Raw genomic sequence first — 17,496 nt, forward strand, 5'->3', positions numbered from 1 at the left:
GAAGCAAGTATGGCGAAGTCCGGCAGTATTAAACGCGAAAGGTGGATACGCCTGTCGCTGACCTGGCTGGTGGTGCTGGCCGTCTCGACCATCATTATTTATCCGCTGGTCTGGACGGTAGGCGCATCACTGAATGCAGGTAACAGCCTGCTCAGCAGTTCAATCATTCCGGAGAATGCGTCGCTGCAGCACTACCGCGACCTGTTCAATGGCACGGTGCCGTATATGACGTGGTACTGGAACTCGATGAAAATCAGTTTTCTGACCATGGTGCTGACGTTGATCAGCGTCAGCTGTACCGCCTACGCCTTTTCCCGTTTTCGGTTTAAGGGGCGGCAGAACGGCCTGATGCTGTTTCTGCTGCTGCAGATGATCCCGCAGTTTTCGGCGCTCATCGCCATTTTCGTCTTGTCGCAGCTGCTGGGATTAATCAACAGCCATCTGGCGCTGGTGTTGATCTATGTCGGCGGGATGATCCCGATGAACACCTATCTGATGAAGGGCTATCTCGACTCGATTCCCAAAGATCTGGATGAGTCGGCACGCATGGACGGGGCAGGTAATTTCCGCATCTTCGTGGAGATCATCATGCCACTGTCGAAGCCGATTCTGGCGGTGGTGGCACTGTTCTCTTTCACCGGGCCGCTGGGTGATTTTATTCTCTCCAGCACCATTCTGCGAACGCCGGAGCAGTTCACGCTGCCCATTGGCCTCTATAACCTGGTGTCACAAAAAATGGGTGCCAGTTACACCACTTATGCAGCGGGCGCGGTGCTGATCGCCGTGCCGGTCGCGGTGTTCTATCTGGCCCTGCAGAAATACTTCGTTTCCGGCCTCGCCTCAGGCAGTACTAAAGGATAAATCATGACGCCAAAAACATTGATTCTCGCCCTGGCACTGGCCTGGGCGACACCGCTGCTCGCCGCCGATCAGCCTGTCATCGCCTCTGGCGGGCCGTGGCCAGCCGATTTTATCAAGGGAGCAGATATCTCATCGCTGGCTGAGCTGGAGAAACAGGGCGCAAAATTTTACAACGCGAACAATCAGCAGCAGGACGCCATCGCCATTCTGAAAGCCAGTGGTATCAACACCATCCGGTTGCGACTGTGGGTCGATCCCACCGACGGCAGCGGTCACACCTACGGCGGTGGCGGCAACGATCTGGCGACCACGCTGGCGCTGGCGAAGCGGGTCAAAGCGGCGGGAATGAAGCTACTGCTCGATATTCACTACAGTGATTTCTGGACCGATCCCGGCAAGCAGTTCAAGCCCAAAGCCTGGCAGTCGCTGACCTTTCCGCAGCTGGAAACCCAGGTGCATGACTACACACGCGACACCATCGCCCGCTTTAAAGCGGAAGGTGTAATGCCGGATATCGTGCAGATTGGTAACGAACTTAACGGCGGCATGCTCTGGCCAGAAGGTAAGAGCTGGGGCCAGAACGGCGGCGAGTTTGATCGGCTGGCGGGTCTGCTAAAGGCCGGTATCAGCGGTTTGCGCGAGAACCTCAGCGATCCGCATCAGGTGAAGATCATGCTGCATCTGGCCGAGGGCACGAAAAATGACACTTTCCGCTGGTGGTTCGATGAAATCGTTAAGCGTGATGTCCCGTTCGATGTGATTGGTCTGTCGATGTACACCTACTGGAACGGTCCTGTCAGCGCTCTGAAAGCCAACATGGATGATATCTCCCGGCGCTACAACAAGGATGTCATGGTGGTGGAGGCCGCCTACGGCTACACGCTGGAAAACTGTGACAATGCTGAAAACAGCTTCCAGGTCAAAGAGGAGAAAGCAGGTGGCTACCCCGGCAGCGTCGCGGGTCAGGCGGCATACCTGCATGACCTGATTAAGGCGGTGCTGGCGGTGCCGGACCATCGCGGCAAGGGCGTGGTCTATTGGGAGCCCGCGTGGATCCCCGCACCAGGCAATACCTGGGCTACACCTGCTGGCATGAAATATATCCACGACGAATGGAAACAGGGAAACGCCCGCGAAAACCAGGCGCTGTTTGACTGTCACGGCAAGGCACTGCCTTCGCTGCAGGTTTTTCATTAACGCTTAGCGCTAACGCTAATGTCTTCCTCTGAGGAACAGGTATGAATAAATTTCCCCCGCTCAGCGCCCGGGTTAACCGGCTGCTGCATGGTGCTGACTACAATCCGGAACAGTGGGCGCATCAGCCGGGTATCATTAATGACGACGTTGAAATGATGAAGCAGGCGAACTGTAACGTTATGTCGGTGGGTATTTTCAGTTGGGCGAAGCTGGAGCCGGAAGAGGGCCGCTATGAATTTGGCTGGCTGGATGAAGTCATCGACACGCTGTGGCTGCAAGGCATTTCGGTGTTTCTTGCGACACCCAGCGGGGCACGTCCGGCCTGGATGTCGCAGGCCTATCCTGAGGTACTGCGCACAGGGCGCGATCGCGTTCCGGCGTTGCATGGCGGCCGCCATAACCATTGCATGACCTCGCCGGTTTATCGTCAGAAAGTGCAGGCGATGAACAGCAGGCTGGCGGCGCGTTATGCGCACCATCCGGCGGTGATCGGCTGGCACATTTCCAATGAATATGGTGGTGAATGTCACTGCGATCGTTGTCAGGAGGCCTTTCGCGGCTGGCTGCAGCGCCGTTATGAGACGCTGGAGGCGCTGAATCTGGCCTGGTGGAGCGACTTCTGGAGTCACACGTATAGCGACTGGTCACAGATTGTGTCACCTGCGCCACAGGGTGAGATGTCGATTCATGGCCTGAATCTGGACTGGCGGCGGTTTATGACCGATCAGGTGACTGACTTCTGCCGTGAGGAGATTAAACCGCTGAAGCAGGCCAATCCCGATCTGCCTGCGACTACCAATTTTATGGAATATTTCTACGACTACAATTACTGGAAGCTGGCTCCTGCGCTCGATTTTATCTCCTGGGACAGCTATCCGATGTGGCATAACGAGAAAGATGAGACCACGCTCGCCTGTTATACCGCGATGTATCACGATTTGATGCGCACCCTCAAGCAGGGCAAGCCGTTTGTGCTGATGGAGTCGACGCCGGGTGCGACCAACTGGCAGCCGACCAGCAAGTTAAAGAAGCCGGGTATGCATATTCTCTCTTCACTGCAGGCGGTCGCCCACGGTGCGGACGCGGTGCAATATTTCCAGTGGCGCAAGAGCCGGGGTTCGGTCGAGAAGTTTCATGGCGCAGTTATCGATCATGTCGGTCATCTGGATACGCGCACCGGTCGTGAAGTGAGTGAACTGGGCCGGATGCTGGCCGCTATGACGCCTGTAATGGGGAGCCGGGTCGAGGCGCGTGTTGCCATTATTTTCGACTGGGAAAGTCGCTGGGCAATGGACAACGCGCAGGGGCCGCGCAATCTGGGTCTGCATTACGAGCGCACGGTAAACGAGCATTATCGGGCGTTCTGGGAGCAGGGTGTTGCGGTAGATGTGATTAATGGCGACAGCGATTTCAGTGGTTACGATCTGGTGATTGCACCAATGCTCTATATGGTGCGCGATGGTTTCGCGGCGCGTGCAGAGCAGCATGTTGATCGGGGCGGGCATTTCGTGGCCAGTTACTGGAGTGGCATCGTCAATGAGAGTGACCTTTGTTATCCAGGCGGTTTCCCGGGTCCATTGCGGCCGCTGCTCGGTATCTGGTCAGAAGAGATCGACAGCCTGACCGACGAGGAGTTTAACGGCGTGCGCGGTGTGCGCGGCAATGAGCTGGGGTTGAGCGGACCTTATCAGGCCAGAGAGCTTTGTGAACATATTCATCTGGAGGGTGCGACTGCGCTGGCCAGTTACGAGAGTGATTTTTATGCCGGCACCCCGGCGGTGACGATGAATCGGGTCGGTCAGGGTAAAGCCTGGTATATCGCATCGCGTAACGATCTGTCATTCCATCGGGATTTTTATGGCGCATTGATTAAGCAACTGGGTTTACCGCGTGCACTGGCGGGCGAGTTGCCGCCGGGCGTGGTGGTTCAGCGCCGAACTGACGGTGAGCAGGCGTTTCTGTTTGTGCAGAACTTTACCGCTCAGACGCAGCAGCTGTCGTTGCCCGCCGGGCTGAGTGATTTGGTGGATGGCATGAGTGTTGGGGGATCGCTGACGCTGGGGCCGTGGGGGTGCAGAGTGTTGAGCGGACCTATGGCGCAGGGAGCGGTATAACCGGAGGCAGTAAGCGGTCAGGGGCAAATTTAGTGGCGGTGGCAGGCCGTTTGAGCACAGGCGCAGAGGACCAGCGCCCTGGGCAAAGACACAAAAGATGCCGCCCCTGTCCGCTCAACACAGGCTATTACGCACCTCATCCCTGAGGTGCGTCCGTTACCGCTCCAACGCGTTGCGTTGTTCAGAAACGCTCCCGGCGTTATTCTCCATGGCCCGTGATGCTTTGCTACAGGCACTGGCTCCCATCGCTTATGGTTTTGGCCTTGCCTGTACTAAGGTCTGAATTTAACTGTTAATAGGGAGCCGGTTTTTTAGAGGCTGCTAACAGGATAGATGCAGGAAGCGTGTATATTCAGTGAGCGTTCCCAGGCATGTCCCCCGCGTTTTCATTAATCAGTCGTGAGTGGCGGGCCATTGCCCGCCTTTTTTATTATCTGAAGGAGAACAACATGTTGAGTCTGAAATCGTTTAAGCAATATTTCAGTCGGCAGCCGCTGACGGTGGAAGAGCTTGAGGTAGACAGCGCACTACTGGAGCGTCTGGTGAACTGTTTTGGCGGGCGTGAGAATATTCAGCAGGTTGACGCCTGTTTAACCCGGCTACGGGTAAAAGTAACGTCGCTGAAGGCAGTTGATACGGCGGGATTACAGAAAGCGGGGGCGATTGGCGTGGTGATCCTGGGGCATGAGGTACATGCAATCTTTGGTAAGCAGTCTGACCAGTTGCGTCAGTTGCTGGAAGAACGTTTCTTTAAGCCAGAGCAATAAACCGCTGTAAAAATATGATGCAAAAAAATGGATAACCGTCGCCGGTTATCCAAATAAGCCCCTGCATAAGAGCTTAACAATGATCACAATGAGGAGACTGCTCTGTTACCACCAGGCTTCGACCTGTACGCCGAAGTTCCAGGTGTTGTTACTGGTGTTGTCTTTGAAGCTGTGTCCGTCTTCTGAATCATTCAGGTAAGAAGCAAACAGACGTAGCTCCGGACGAGACATAAATTCGGGACCGGCTGCCAGACCCAGCGCCAGCGTATATTTCTGTCCCGCCGCTTTATAGTCGCTGCCCACTTTATTCTCATCTTTCTGCCAGAAACTGCCGACTTCGCCGATACCACGGACATACTGTGTGAACTGATACTGTCCACGCCCCACCAGCGACAGCAGCGTACTTTTGCTGGTCTGCGCGGTGATATCATCGGCTGAGCCCCAGGTGAAGACCTGATTCAGGGAGAATTTATCGGTTATCGGCAGCAGGCCGGTATTGATCACGCGATAGCCGGTGGCATTGCTGGTATCGTTCCACATGTCATACCAGCCGCCGCCCTGCGAGATCATGTTTTGTGCCAGGCCTTTGTTGGCATACTGGAACACCAGTTTCTGATAGCCACCCCACATATCCTGACTGATCTCACTGGTGAGCATAACGCCGTTATCCGCGTCATACAGGCCACCATATTCTTTCTGTTTGTTCGTGGTGTTCGGCATGGCGTAGTCAACACCAAACTCGGTCCAGGCACCGCTCCAGGGTTTCCAGCCGGCATAGCGAAGGTCGAGGTAGTTAATGTTGACGTCGTTATCGCCATCCACGCGGTAATCCACATCATTGGCGTCGCCACGAATCCACGCAAACGAGATAGCGCCCGGACCCAGGGTGTAGTTTTCGATACCGGCACCTGAACCAGAAATATTCCAGTATTTGGTATCAATGATGTGCAGATCGTGACGCTGGTAGTAGCGTTTGCCGCCCCAGATCACGGCATCTTTGTCTCCCGGCACCAGTCCTTTTATCTGCAGGTTCAGCTGACGCAAACCAAACTGCGCATCATCGCCGAAGGTGGTTTCGTTATCGTTTGAGCCGTCGGAGAACATGCTGACCATGGTGTCGACATAGAAACTCACGTTGTCCTTTTTGTAGACCTCGCTGCCCAGCTCAACCTCGCCATAGGTGTCGGCTTCGTTGCCAAGACGGCCAACCTTGTTTTTTTGATACTCTTCAATACCGCCATCCTGCGATACGCCCACGCCACCACGCAGATAGCCATGGAAATCAATGTTGTCGATAGCGGCATAGAGTGTCGGGGAGGTCAGGGCCGCAGCAAGCGCCACAGCAGCAGTACGTAACCTTGTTTCCATGTTATCCTCAATTATTATTTGTAATACGTTCACATCACAGCGGCAGTAAACGTCTTTTGTCAGATGAGTGACAAATAAAATCGCGATAATGTGTGACGTACTGCAAATAAAGCGGCGCTATTTGTAACGATTAGTGAATTGGATCACCAAATTTTACTATGTGAAGGTATTACTTTTGCTTTTTATTCCCGCAATGTGACTGCGGCAGCCTGGCTGTCACTGCAGCTGTGATACCATGCCGACTTCGGTCATCAGGGATGCGAATTATGAAATCAAAAAATGCCACCTTAGAGGATGTCGCCCGTCATGCTGGCGTGTCGTATCAGACGGTTTCACGGGTTTTGAATAAGTCGGCAAATGTCTCGGAATCAACGCGGCGCAAGGTGGAGCACTCCATTGAGACCCTGCGTTACGTGCCTAACAGACTGGCGCAGCAGCTGGTGGGTAAGCAGAGCACCACGCTTGGTCTGGTGACAACATCGCTCGCCCTGCATGCGCCTTCTCAGGTGGCCGCCGCCGTTAAACGTTATGCAAATGCTGCGGACTATCAGGTACTGATTGCGATGATTGATGAGAACGTCAACCAAAGCCTGCAGGACTGTATCAATGAACTGAAGTCTCAGCGGGTGGATAAAGTCATTATCAACGTCCCGCTGGAGAGTGCTGACGCAGAACAGGTCGTGGAGGAGAATCAGGACATACTCTGTCTGTTCCTGGATGTTGATCCCTACAGTTCGGTGTTTAACGTTTCGTTTAACCCGGCTGACGGCACTCGCGCCAGCGTCAAATATTTGTATGAGCAGGGGCATCGCGAATTCGCGCTGCTGGCCGGGCCTGAGCAGTCGGTCTCTGCCAATCTGCGGTTGAAGAGCTGGCTGGATACGCTGGAAAGTTATCGTCTGAAGCCGGTCAGTGTCAGCCACGGCAATTGGGATGCGCAGAGTGGTTATAACGGTGTATTGCAACTGTTGCGGGAAGCGCCGGAATTCAGCGCGCTGCTCGTGGGCAATGACCAGATGGCGCTGGGTGTGCTGAGCGCACTGCATCAGCGCGGCGTGGCGGTGCCGGGGCAAATTTCGGTGATTGGCTACGACGACACCTATGAAAGCGCCTTCTTCCATCCGGCGTTAACCACGGTATCGCTGGATCTGGATTTACAGGGTAAAGAAGCGGTGTCGCGTCTGTTGTTAGCCAGTGAAGAGGATGATCAGCGTTCCTCTTCCATTCTGCCAGCAAAACTGGTGGTGCGCAGTTCAACCGGTAGCGCCGGGCAGCAGCAGCGGGATTTAAAGCAGATTGCCGAACAGTTGCGGCTGATCGCCAGCCGGCTTGAGTAACCCGACAATTCCTGAAGATAAAAAAGCACAAGAACGCACCGCTGCTATGCTCAGATCAGGATAATTATTCTGAATGTCGGACAGATTGCCCGATTATCTGATGCTGTCGTGACGTGCATTCTGATTCGCGCTAAGGCACTCCGATACATTCAGCCCGATTTCATTGGCTTCAGGGAGTGACATTATGCTGTGGCTCGAACAGGGACTTTACCTTCGGATTGAGGAGTTAGCGCATGGCCCCAGGCCGCTGCCGCTTTCGAGTGGTTTTACGCCCCAGACGGCTTATCGGGCGCTGGGCTGTTTTAACCCCTCCGAAACTTCAGATGCTTACTACATTCTTTCAAATGACCGCGATGAAATATGGTTTATCTGTAATCGTCATCTGAGAACCGTTTTTCTTGATGCCAGTAACACCGCATTTCGGGTAAAGATGCAGGAGCCAGCAGAGAGTCTGCCGGTGCCCTCCGCCGCGCCCGAGGGTCATAATATCTCTTTTGAGCGCTCAGTCTGATTTCGCTGTCTGCGAACCATGACGCACCAGAAATATAAAAGCCGCCATTGCTGGCGGCCCTGATGACATCTGTAAAAGCGTGACCTGTAAGTCTAAGGGTCGCGCTTTTTAATTTTCGGTTGCCGTCTTTATCGCCGGTCGCTGTGGCAGTACGACCATACAGGTGATAATGATCAGTGCCAGCGTCAGCGAGGCACCGTATCGACTCAGCGCCAGTCCACCTGCGGCAAGGGGTTTATCCAGAAAGTCGCCGACAACGGCACCTAAAGGTCGGGTCAGAATAAAGGCTGCCCAGAAAAGCGCTGTGCGGGAAAGTGACGTAAAGCGACTGGCAGCCCAGATAATAGCAAGTGCCCCAACAAACAGCAGGATCCCGCCATCGTAACCCAACCCTTCGGTGTCTGCCGTCCAGTCACCCAATGCTGTGCCCAGTGTTTGTGAGAACATAATGGTGACCCAGTAAAAACACTCCGTGACCCCATTGTTGACTGAGCTTACTGCGACTGTGCCGCAGGTGATTTTCCACAGGAACAGAGAGAGAACCAGTAGTGTGCTCAGTAGCAGCGTGCCCCCTGGATAGCCAATGTTAAGCGAGCGATCGGCAAAGTCTGCCATCGTCGTGCCAACTGTGGTTGTGGCGACCACGGTGAACCAGTAAATCCATTTATTGAAGTTGTGACGGTTAATCTGCACCACCACCGCGACCAGGAAGATGATGGCAAATATCAGTGTCCCGGTCAGATAACCCAGATTCATCGACATGGTCACTGCATCACCACCGGTTTCACCCAGGGTTGTCGCTGCAATTTTGATTAACCAGAAAGCCGCGGTGACGGCCGGAACTTTGCTTAGGGAGTGAGAGGCTGTGTTGTTATTTTGCATGAGGTCGTGCTCCGGAAAAGCCCAACATGGGCTAATATCGCAGCGATTCTATGAGATTAATCTTAAGAAAATGTTAAGCTGAAGGAATGAAAAAGATTTCCCTAACAGGATTTTTAACGTGGCGTGAATCGGGAAGGGCGTTTTGAAATGAGACCTGAATTTCAGATGAAGTGCCCACATCACAATGTAATCACATGTTATTTTTTATCCGGACGGAAAGCTGGTTTTCGTGACTGGATGCGGGTAGTCAGACAGGCGCAAATAAAACTCTCTGACAAACATCCATCTATAAGCAATAAAATTAAAGAATCACAGCGCGCCAGCACAGTGTCTCAGATTACCGTCAATCTCCTGTTGTGAATGCCGTAAGGGCCAGCCAGAGTGACTAATCCCTGTTACAGGAGGAAAGGAACGGTGCTGGCGGCGTAAAGGTTTTCAGATAAGCTGACCTCCAGCGTTTCAGTCCCTGATATATCAGGGATGTGACTAAAGATTCTGTCCCGATGCGCCGATATACTCAGGCTGATACTTCTGACACTGCATACTGTCATGGACGTTTTCGCAGACTCATAGGGAAAGGGTGACTCAAAAACGGTAGCCGCAGTGGCGCCGGTTTAAGCCAGTGTTTATGGCGGGTATTTTTGCAATGATAAACCTGTTCACAGGCCTGTTTTAGATGCAGGCGGGGACTTACGGTTATAATCAGGTGTGTAGCGACGAGTATTGCGCACAGTTAATATCGTCAGCAACATCGGAGTCGGCCACCATGAACACAATGATCAAACCCTCTTTTACCGCTGTTTGGTCTACTGACGCCCAGGGTATCTGCATTACCAGTCAGGCAAGCCCGGCGGGTATGATGCCTGAACTGAAAGGCGTGACGCTGAGTTCATGGCTGAGGCTGGCGCAGGCTGACGACGATGCGAAAGTTGCGCAGAAACTGACTGCAGCGCTGGAAGAACTCACGCCTTTTCATATCGAAGTGCCTATTCACTGTCTGGACGGTAAGACGCGCCGTGTCCTCTTGTCTGGTCTGCCGGATTCCCTGCCAGGGCGATCTCATTTGCAATATAACGGCTTCATTCTTGATGTCACCGGACAGCGTAAAGCGCTGGAGGATGCGCTGCGCACGGCGGCAGAATATCGTCTGTTGATTGAAAACAGCACCGATCTTATTGCCCATTGCGATGCGGAAGGCCGCTACGTGTCGATCTCACCTTCTTATAGCGAAATGATTGGTTGGACCGCCGAAGAGGTGGTGGGCAGGTTAGTACTGGATTTTCTGCATCCCGACGATCATGACGCTGCCACTGAAACACTCTCATGCATCTTTAGCGGGGGAGTATGGCCGGATGTGGTGGAAGTGCGCAAACTGCATCGTGACGGTCACTACATCAATCTGGGCACCAAAGCCTGTGGCGTCACCAATCCTAATACGGGAAAAAACATTGGTGCCGTACTGGTGTCGCGCGACATCACGCGAGACAAAGAGCGGATGCGTGATCTTGAGAAGCTGGCGACCCTGGACACGCTGACCGGCCTGCATAACCGTGCCTGGATCATTGAGAAAGTGGGCGGCATGCTGTCTCAGGTGGAGGATCAGGCCTACACCACAGTGATGTTTATTGATCTTAACGGCTTTAAGGCGGTAAATGATCTGATGGGGCACGCGACGGGCGATGCGCTATTGCAACAGGTGAGTCAACGGCTGCAACGCTGCATGCGTCCCGGAGATTCCGTAGCGCGACTGGGCGGCGATGAGTTTGTCGTGGCAGCAAAGTGTCATAATCGCGAAACCGCATCTGCTATTGCTCAGCGTATTATTGACAGTCTTCAGGCGCCATTTGCTATTAATAATATGGATGTGCGCATCGGCGCAGCGATCGGTATCAGTCTTGCCCGCTTCGGCACGGTATCGGCCAAAATGTTATTCGAAAATGCGGATAAGGCGATGTATCAGGCCAAAGCACGGCGTGATGGTTCTTACCAGTTTTTTGAGTCAGCAGCGCCTTAGCCAATCATCAAGCTGGCGGGAAACGCTCTCTGAATTCTCCATTTCTCCTGCTCCGGCGAACAATCAGCTTACGGTGTCATCACAGTGGTCATAACGCCGTCAAGCCTGGCTGATTAATCCCATTCCTGTCAGACACTATGCCCGTCCTGTTATCCGGGAGAAGGCCAGATCGATATCATGCCCGTCGTGTGCCATCGAATCTGCCTGCCGGATTCGCCTGACGGGTATGCTGCCGTGAACGGCTTTCATTGAAGCTATACACTCCTCCTTTTCCAGCCACTCTTCTCAACGGTGTAATAATCAAGCTTTTAGCCGTGAATGTTTCCAGGTTATTTCATTTTCCTGTCATTTTCATTCTTCACGCTGTGCGTTTTCCTTCATGGATTTTAGAAATATGAAAATAAAAGCGATATCTCTGGTTACCAGTTGTGTGCTCTCTTTATCCACATTCGCGGCGCAGCCGCAGGTGGAACGCTACATCGTCAGTTTTCCGGAAGGAACGCGTGTCAGTTACAACGGCGCGTTCGCCAGTGCATTTCCTCAGGGGTTGCCAGTGGGCATTGGCTCAGGTTTGTTATTTACAGGCAAGGAAGGGGATGCGCTGACATTTGAAACGGTCACCGATCGCGGGCCGAATGCTGATTCGCCTGATGTGGGTAAGAAAGAGTCAAAAATCTTTGTCACGCCAGACTTCGCGCCACTGCTGATGAGAATTCGGGTTCAGAACGGCAAAGCTCAGGCCACGGATGCCCGACCGTTGCATGACAATAAAGGCAGTATTAATGGATTGCCGTTACAGAATGACGTCATCGGGTCAACTAATGAAATCGCGCTAAGTGATACGTTGAAAGTGCTGCATGGCGATAATCGCGGTCTGGATACAGAAGGCATTACGCCCGATGGAAAGGGCGGGTATTGGCTCTGTGATGAATATGGCCCGTTCCTGATTAACGTTGATGAGCGTGGCACTATTCTGGCCATTCACGGACCGCAGGCCGCAGAGGGAGAGAAAGCTCTGGCGGGTGGTCTGCCGAATATTCTCAAATGGCGTCAGCCAAATCGCGGCTTTGAAGGGATCACCCGCATGCCGGATGGGCGCATCATCGCCGCAGTACAAAGCACGCTGGATATTGACGGTAAAAGTAAAAAGCAGGCGCGATTTACGCGTCTGGTGAGCTTTGATCCGGCGACCGGGAAAACCGCGATGTATGGCTACCCCATCGACAGTGGGGTTTACAGTAAAAACAGTGACGCAAAAATTGGCGATATTGTGGCGATAGACAATCAGCATATCCTGTTGATTGAGCAAGGCAGCGACAAAAACGACACAATGCGCAACCTTATCTACAAGGTCGATCTCAGCCCGGCTACCGATCTTACAGCCTTTGATAAGCCGGGCGACTATCCGGAATTTAATGACGAGAAAGCGCTGGCGCAGCGCGGTATTAAGCTGGCCGATAAAACCCTGGTGGCCGATTTACGTCAACTCGGCTGGCAGCAGGAGAAGGCTGAAGGACTGGCGCTTATCGACAGGAAAACGCTCGCGATCGCCAATGACAATGACTTCGGCGTGAAAGCGGTCATGCAAAATCCGGTTAAAGGTAAGAAGCGTAAAGATTATCAGGTGACCGGGCAGGGGACGCTCACGATTGATGATAAGCCCGTGGCAACGACCATTGGCCTGAAACCCTTAGAGAAACCTGAATCGGACAGCGAGTTGTGGATTATTACGCTGGCAGAGCCGCTGCAATAAACGCTTTGCTCACTCAGGGCTGCATGCCTTTAATGCAGCCCCTTAAAGGGCAGCAATAATGGCGGCTTCCATTTTCCCGGGCGTGGTGGTTGGGGCAAATCGTTTGATCGGTTTGCCGTCGCGCCCGATAAGGAACTTAGTAAAGTTCCATTTAATACGCCCACCCAGCACGCCGGGCAATTCCTCTTTCAGGTACCGAAAAATCGGATGGGCTGCGGCGCCATTAACCTCTACCTTGCCGAACATCGGGAAACTCACACCATAGTTGATGTGGCATGTCTGCGCGATCTCGTCGGCTCCGCCGGGCTCCTGTTTACCGAACTGATTGCAGGGGAATCCCAGCACCACCAGTCCCTGAGCAGCATACTTTTTGTAGAGGTCTTCAAGACCTGCGTATTGGGGCGTGAATCCACAATGGCTGGCGGTATTCACCACCAGAACCACTTTGCCTGCGAAGTCGTTCATTGAGATAAGCTCACCATTGAGGCTGGCGGCCTTAAATTGATAAAAGGGAGACATGTCACCCTCCTCTGAGCAAAACCCGGTATGCGTTAACAGTAGCACAGCACGAACAGCGGAGGGAGATGGTGCCCGGCAGAGAGTGCGCTCACAGACCCGTAATCCTGATGCCAATCTCTGCCGCCAGCGTACAGAATGATCTTTCGCTCCCGATGAGAGTCGGGGGCTATTCCTGCTGAACCTTAACCACAACTTTACCTTTTGCACGCCCTTGTTGAAGCCAGTCAAGCGCCTCCTGAGTTTTGGTGAAAGGGAAAACTCTGTCGATCACCGGCTTAATGTGTTCCGCTTCAATCAGGCTGGCTATATGGCTGAGCTGATTGCCATCGGGACGCACAAAATGAAAGGAATAATGCAGGCCACGTTTTTTTGTAAGCCGCACAATCTTACGGCTCATCAGGCTCAATATTAACCGCAGAACGATGTTCAGGTGTCTGGCTCGCGCGAAATCAGCGTCTAAAGGTCCAATCAGAGAGACTATTTTCCCACCGGGTTTTAGGATCTGCGTGGATTTCTCAATGGCATCCCCACGGAGCGTACCGAGAACAACATCATAATCCCTCAGCACCTGTTCGAACTCCTGTTTTTTATAGTCAACCACTTCATCTGCACCCAGCCGACTGACCCATTCCACATTAGCCGTACTGGTCGTCGTTCCTGTCTTTGCGCCAAGATGTTTCGCCAGTTGGATCGCAAAGCTGCCGATGCCTCCTGAACCTGCCGGAATGAAGACCTTCTGTCCCGCCTGCAGAGAGGTTCTCTCTGTGAATGCCTGCCATGACGTCAGACTCACCATCGGAAGCGAAGCCGCCTGAACGAAATCCAGATTCTTTGGCTTTATTGCGGCGTGACTTTCATGAACCCGCGCATACTCGGCCAGAGAACCCGTACCGGTATCGAAAATGCTGGCGTAAACCTCATCACCCGGCTTAAAGCGCGTCACGCGACTCCCGGTTGCGACAACCACACCCGCCAGATCGCTGCCGAGCGTAGCGGGCAGCTTAAAATGCAAAACCGGCTTGAACGTTCCCGCAGGGATCATGTTATCGATGGGATTCAGACCTACGGCATACACCTTCACCAGAATGTCTTCATCGCCGTGAGAAGGATAATCGCTCTCTTCAAACCCCAGTTCAGGTGATTTTCCGTAGCGTTTAAACGTAAAAGCTTTCATCGTTCGGGTTTTCATCATTCATTTCTCGCATCAAGCTGAAGGCTGTTTCGCACAACTTTGTCGAGCAATGAAGCGGGCGCAAAACGGCGGATAAAATTGAGTTTTGCAGCCAGCGTTCCTGCTGTATAGCGTACTTTTGGCCGTGCGCTCTGCGCCGCGTTAACCACGACCTCTGCCACCACCTCAGCGCTTTCTGCTGTAGCCATTGCCTTACTGACCACCTTCGTTAACTTAGCCCGAATGAGTTCGTACGCTTCAAGCTTTGCGTCTGGTTCTATATTGTGAGCTTCAAACTGCGTTTTTATGTATGCCGGTTCGATGACGGAGACCCTGATACCCTGTGTGCGCAGTTCATGATCGAGTGCGCCCGAGTAACCCTCTACGGCATGTTTACTGGCGGCATACAGGGCGACATAGGGCAATGGCACGATGCCGAGAATCGAACCGATGTTAATAATGCGCCCACTGCCCTGATGGCGCATGTGGGGCAGCACGGCCCGTGTCACTCTTACAATACCCATAAAATTGGTGTCGAAGATCTGCCGCGCCTGCTCAATAGAACTCTCTTCTGCGGCTGCCGGAGAAACCCCGAAGCCCGCGTTGTTCACGAGAAGGTCGATTCGGCCCTCCCGCTGGATTAACGCCTCAATGGCAGCCTTAACCGACGCGTCATCCGTTACATCCAGTGGCAGTAAGGGAAAAGCGTGTTCACCTGCCGCCGGACCACGCCGGCTTGTGCCATAGACCCGATAACCCGCCGCAAGAAGTTTATTAGCAGAGGCTTCGCCAATTCCTGAAGATGCGCCAGTCACAAGTGCTACACGTATTGGTGTCATGATGAGTATGACCTTAAGTTTGCGTTTGGATTTTTCTGCAGGAAAAGAGACGCAGCCGCAGATTAATCATTGGCTTCACTCTCAGCAGAACCCCGATGGAGGGTTCCGCTGAAATGACCTTTATTACAACGTTTTGTAGCGATCTGCTGCTTCATCCTGTCTGATGTCTGACAGCAGCCCCTGACGGGCGGTATCCAGCACATCCCAGCGCTCAGCATGATGCAAAGGCGGAATCGTCACGAGCTCGCGGCGGTCAAAGCCTGCCAGAGCGGCGTCAACCAGTTCGCCGACTTCCATCATTTTCGGCGCGTTAGTGATGTCGATACCGGCGCGATTCCATATTTCGGTGTAAGTCCCCGCCGGAAGTACCGCCTGGATATAAATCCCTTTTGATGACAGCTCTACGTTCATTCCCTGAGACAGGAACAGAACAAAGGCTTTGGTTGCGCCGTAGACCGTCATAGCAAATTCCGGGGCGAGTCCAACGATTGAACTGATATTGACGATTGAACCTTCTCCGGCGTCGGCAAAACGGGTAGCCGCAACACTGGCAAGTCGCGTCAGGGCGGTTACGTTTAAGGCGATAAGCTTTTCCATGGAATCCGGTGTTTGCTCGGTAAAACTGCCGGACTGAGCGATACCCGCGTTATTGATAAGAATACCTATCCCCGCATCTTCACGCAGGCGCGCTTCTACTGTGGTTAAATCACCCGCTTGAGTCAGATCGGCAGGCAGAACATCCACGGAAATGGTGTGTTCCTCTCGCAGTCGTTTCGCAAGGGCTTCCAGTTTTGTTTTATCGCGAGCAACCAGAACAAGGTCATGTCCACGGCGGGCAAACCGTTCTGCATAGACCGCACCAATTCCTGCGGATGCCCCGGTGATAAGAACTGAAGGTTTTTTCATCATTTTATCTTCTTTGTTAGTGGGTAAGAATCGCCGTCGGCGAAGTATGTTAAGCACACCCAGGAATTTATTCGCTGGTACCGCTTAGTGACGGATAATCGGTATAGCCTTGTGCTCCACCGCCATACAGTGTTTCAGGATTGAGAGGGGCCAGAGGCGCGCCCGTCTTCATTCTTTCGACTAAATCAGGGTTAGAAATGAAGGGGCGGCCGAACGCGAATAAATCGGCTTTATCCTGTGCAAGATGCTCAGATGCCAGCGCCAGGTCATAGCCATTATTAGCGATATAGGTGTTTCTGAAGCGGCGACGCAGCGACGTGTAATCGAACGGCGTTGCATCACGGGGACCGCCCGTTACCCCTTCGACGACGTGCAGATAGGCGATACCTGAAGCATTAAGCTGGTCTGCCACATAGTCATATTGTGGCTGTGGATCGCTGCATGAAATCGCATTGGCGGGAGAGACAGGTGAGATGCGAACGCCCGTACGCTCTGCGCCGATCTCATCTTTGACGGCCTGCACGACTTCCAGCAGCAGGCGCGCACGATTCTCTACAGAACCGCCATATTCATCGGTCCGCTGGTTGGCACCATCCTTCAGAAACTGTTCCAGCAGGTAGCCATTCGCGCCATGTATTTCTACGCCATCAAAACCGGCGGCAATGGCATTAGCCGACGCCTTTTTGAAGTCAGCGACAATCTCGTTTATTTCATGCAGTTCAAGGGAGCGGGGTTCAGAGACGTCAGCGAATCCGTTGTTCACAAAGGTTTTAGTTTCAGCGCGGATGGCCGAGGGTGCGACTGGTGCAGCGCCGCCGGGCTGTAAATCGACGTGTGAAATCCTACCCACGTGCCATAGCTGTACAAATATGCGCCCACCTTTCGCATGCACTGCGTCAGTCACTTTCCGCCAGCCGTCAATCTGCGCCTGGGTGTAGATGCCAGGCGTATCCTGATAGCCCTGCGCCTGCTCAGAAATCTGCGTGGCTTCGGTTATCAGTAATCCTGCCGTGGCACGTTGCGCGTAGTAAGTCGCTGCCAGTTCGCCCGGCACCAGTCCTGCTTCGGCCCGGTTACGGGTCAGCGGAGCCATCACTATGCGATTTGCCAGCGTGATGGACCCCAGTTCATAAGTTTGAAATAGCGCGTCATTGGTCATGATCATTCCTCGGTGAAGTAACGGGCAAAAGTAATTCTTTAATGATGATGATCGTAATCATTAATGTCAACTGGTTTGATTATGATCATAATCAATGT

General features: G+C 53.2%; 15 protein-coding genes. 8 read left to right on the forward strand and 7 right to left on the reverse strand.

Annotated elements, in window-relative coordinates; genetic code table 11:
* Nucleotides 1–9: 9 nt before the first annotated feature.
* The 4 genes from EE896_RS20190 (at nucleotide 10) to EE896_RS20205 (ending at nucleotide 4,939) form a co-directional block, all read left to right on the forward strand.
* Entirely contained in the window at nucleotides 10–861 is an 852-nt protein-coding gene (locus EE896_RS20190; RefSeq protein ID WP_003851665.1) for a sugar ABC transporter permease, read from the forward strand.
* Between the two features lie 3 nt (nucleotides 862–864).
* A complete protein-coding gene (locus EE896_RS20195; RefSeq protein ID WP_140915958.1) occupies nucleotides 865–2,058 on the forward strand; it encodes a glycoside hydrolase family 53 protein in 1,194 nt (397 codons plus the stop codon).
* A 41-nt stretch (nucleotides 2,059–2,099) separates the two neighbouring features.
* The gene (locus EE896_RS20200) at nucleotides 2,100–4,172 is read left to right on the forward strand and encodes a beta-galactosidase (protein ID WP_140915957.1); all 2,073 of its coding nucleotides are present in this window, start codon (nucleotides 2,100–2,102) and stop codon (nucleotides 4,170–4,172) included.
* A 449-nt stretch (nucleotides 4,173–4,621) separates the two neighbouring features.
* Nucleotides 4,622–4,939, forward strand: coding sequence for a PTS sugar transporter subunit IIB (locus tag EE896_RS20205; protein WP_003851663.1), 318 nt, complete (start codon nucleotides 4,622–4,624; stop codon nucleotides 4,937–4,939).
* 105 nt (nucleotides 4,940–5,044) lie between these two features.
* Here EE896_RS20205 and EE896_RS20210 read toward each other — a convergent pair whose 3' ends face one another.
* Entirely contained in the window at nucleotides 5,045–6,307 is a 1,263-nt protein-coding gene (locus EE896_RS20210; RefSeq protein ID WP_140915956.1) for a maltoporin, read from the reverse strand.
* A gap of 266 nt (nucleotides 6,308–6,573) precedes the next feature.
* On the opposite strand from EE896_RS20210, the gene EE896_RS20215 reads away from it, so the two are divergent.
* Both EE896_RS20215 and EE896_RS22740 read left to right on the forward strand, forming a co-directional pair.
* Nucleotides 6,574–7,644 (forward strand): LacI family DNA-binding transcriptional regulator, encoded by a 1,071-nt coding sequence (locus EE896_RS20215; protein ID WP_003851659.1) that lies wholly within the window; start codon nucleotides 6,574–6,576, stop codon nucleotides 7,642–7,644.
* A gap of 184 nt (nucleotides 7,645–7,828) precedes the next feature.
* Nucleotides 7,829–8,155 (forward strand): hypothetical protein, encoded by a 327-nt coding sequence (locus EE896_RS22740; RefSeq protein WP_003851658.1) that lies wholly within the window; start codon nucleotides 7,829–7,831, stop codon nucleotides 8,153–8,155.
* A gap of 108 nt (nucleotides 8,156–8,263) precedes the next feature.
* On the opposite strand, the gene EE896_RS20225 is transcribed toward EE896_RS22740, so the two are convergent.
* Entirely contained in the window at nucleotides 8,264–9,037 is a 774-nt protein-coding gene (locus EE896_RS20225; protein WP_003851656.1) for a COG4705 family protein, read from the reverse strand.
* 766 nt (nucleotides 9,038–9,803) lie between these two features.
* Here EE896_RS20225 and EE896_RS20230 point away from each other — a divergent pair.
* On the forward strand, nucleotides 9,804–11,051 hold the full coding sequence (locus tag EE896_RS20230) for a sensor domain-containing diguanylate cyclase (protein WP_033762496.1): 1,248 nt from the start codon (nucleotides 9,804–9,806) through the stop codon (nucleotides 11,049–11,051).
* 394 nt (nucleotides 11,052–11,445) lie between these two features.
* Nucleotides 11,446–12,804, forward strand: a complete 1,359-nt coding sequence (locus tag EE896_RS20235) for an esterase-like activity of phytase family protein (RefSeq protein WP_128755145.1) — start codon at nucleotides 11,446–11,448, stop codon at nucleotides 12,802–12,804.
* A 42-nt stretch (nucleotides 12,805–12,846) separates the two neighbouring features.
* Here the strand turns inward: EE896_RS20235 and EE896_RS20240 are convergent, their stop codons facing one another.
* The 5 genes from EE896_RS20240 to EE896_RS20265 form a co-directional block, all read right to left on the reverse strand.
* On the reverse strand, nucleotides 12,847–13,323 hold the full coding sequence (locus EE896_RS20240) for a glutathione peroxidase (RefSeq protein WP_140915955.1): 477 nt from the start codon (nucleotides 13,321–13,323) through the stop codon (nucleotides 12,847–12,849).
* Nucleotides 13,324–13,489: 166 nt separating this feature from the next.
* Nucleotides 13,490–14,512, reverse strand: coding sequence for an NADP-dependent oxidoreductase (locus EE896_RS20250; RefSeq protein ID WP_140915969.1), 1,023 nt, complete (start codon nucleotides 14,510–14,512; stop codon nucleotides 13,490–13,492).
* Nucleotides 14,512–15,333 carry an oxidoreductase gene (locus EE896_RS20255; protein WP_033762490.1) on the reverse strand — a complete coding sequence of 274 codons (822 nt, stop codon included), beginning with the start codon at nucleotides 15,331–15,333 and terminating at the stop codon, nucleotides 14,512–14,514. The genes EE896_RS20250 and EE896_RS20255 overlap by 1 nt, the downstream gene beginning before the upstream one ends.
* 123 nt (nucleotides 15,334–15,456) lie before the next feature.
* A complete protein-coding gene (locus EE896_RS20260) occupies nucleotides 15,457–16,239 on the reverse strand; it encodes an SDR family NAD(P)-dependent oxidoreductase (protein WP_140034039.1) in 783 nt (260 codons plus the stop codon).
* Nucleotides 16,240–16,306: 67 nt separating this feature from the next.
* The gene (locus EE896_RS20265) at nucleotides 16,307–17,398 is read right to left on the reverse strand and encodes an alkene reductase (protein WP_140915954.1); all 1,092 of its coding nucleotides are present in this window, start codon (nucleotides 17,396–17,398) and stop codon (nucleotides 16,307–16,309) included.
* Nucleotides 17,399–17,496: the final 98 nt, after the last annotated feature.

Source organism: Pantoea eucalypti (assembly GCF_009646115.1).
GTDB lineage: Bacteria > Pseudomonadota > Gammaproteobacteria > Enterobacterales > Enterobacteriaceae > Pantoea > Pantoea eucalypti.

Coding starts and splice junctions, on each gene's coding strand:
- EE896_RS20260 (WP_140034039.1), bottom strand. CDS start 16,239: ATGAAAAAACCTTCAGTTCTTATCACCGGGGCATCCGCAGGAATTGGT.
- EE896_RS20200 (WP_140915957.1), top strand. CDS start 2,100: ATGAATAAATTTCCCCCGCTCAGCGCCCGGGTTAACCGGCTGCTGCAT.
- EE896_RS20225 (WP_003851656.1), bottom strand. CDS start 9,037: ATGCAAAATAACAACACAGCCTCTCACTCCCTAAGCAAAGTTCCGGCC.
- EE896_RS20250 (WP_140915969.1), bottom strand. CDS start 14,512: ATGAAAACCCGAACGATGAAAGCTTTTACGTTTAAACGCTACGGAAAA.
- EE896_RS20205 (WP_003851663.1), top strand. CDS start 4,622: ATGTTGAGTCTGAAATCGTTTAAGCAATATTTCAGTCGGCAGCCGCTG.
- EE896_RS20230 (WP_033762496.1), top strand. CDS start 9,804: ATGAACACAATGATCAAACCCTCTTTTACCGCTGTTTGGTCTACTGAC.
- EE896_RS20255 (WP_033762490.1), bottom strand. CDS start 15,333: ATGACACCAATACGTGTAGCACTTGTGACTGGCGCATCTTCAGGAATT.
- EE896_RS20265 (WP_140915954.1), bottom strand. CDS start 17,398: ATGACCAATGACGCGCTATTTCAAACTTATGAACTGGGGTCCATCACG.
- EE896_RS20215 (WP_003851659.1), top strand. CDS start 6,574: ATGAAATCAAAAAATGCCACCTTAGAGGATGTCGCCCGTCATGCTGGC.
- EE896_RS22740 (WP_003851658.1), top strand. CDS start 7,829: ATGCTGTGGCTCGAACAGGGACTTTACCTTCGGATTGAGGAGTTAGCG.
- EE896_RS20210 (WP_140915956.1), bottom strand. CDS start 6,307: ATGGAAACAAGGTTACGTACTGCTGCTGTGGCGCTTGCTGCGGCCCTG.
- EE896_RS20195 (WP_140915958.1), top strand. CDS start 865: ATGACGCCAAAAACATTGATTCTCGCCCTGGCACTGGCCTGGGCGACA.
- EE896_RS20190 (WP_003851665.1), top strand. CDS start 10: ATGGCGAAGTCCGGCAGTATTAAACGCGAAAGGTGGATACGCCTGTCG.
- EE896_RS20235 (WP_128755145.1), top strand. CDS start 11,446: ATGAAAATAAAAGCGATATCTCTGGTTACCAGTTGTGTGCTCTCTTTA.
- EE896_RS20240 (WP_140915955.1), bottom strand. CDS start 13,323: ATGTCTCCCTTTTATCAATTTAAGGCCGCCAGCCTCAATGGTGAGCTT.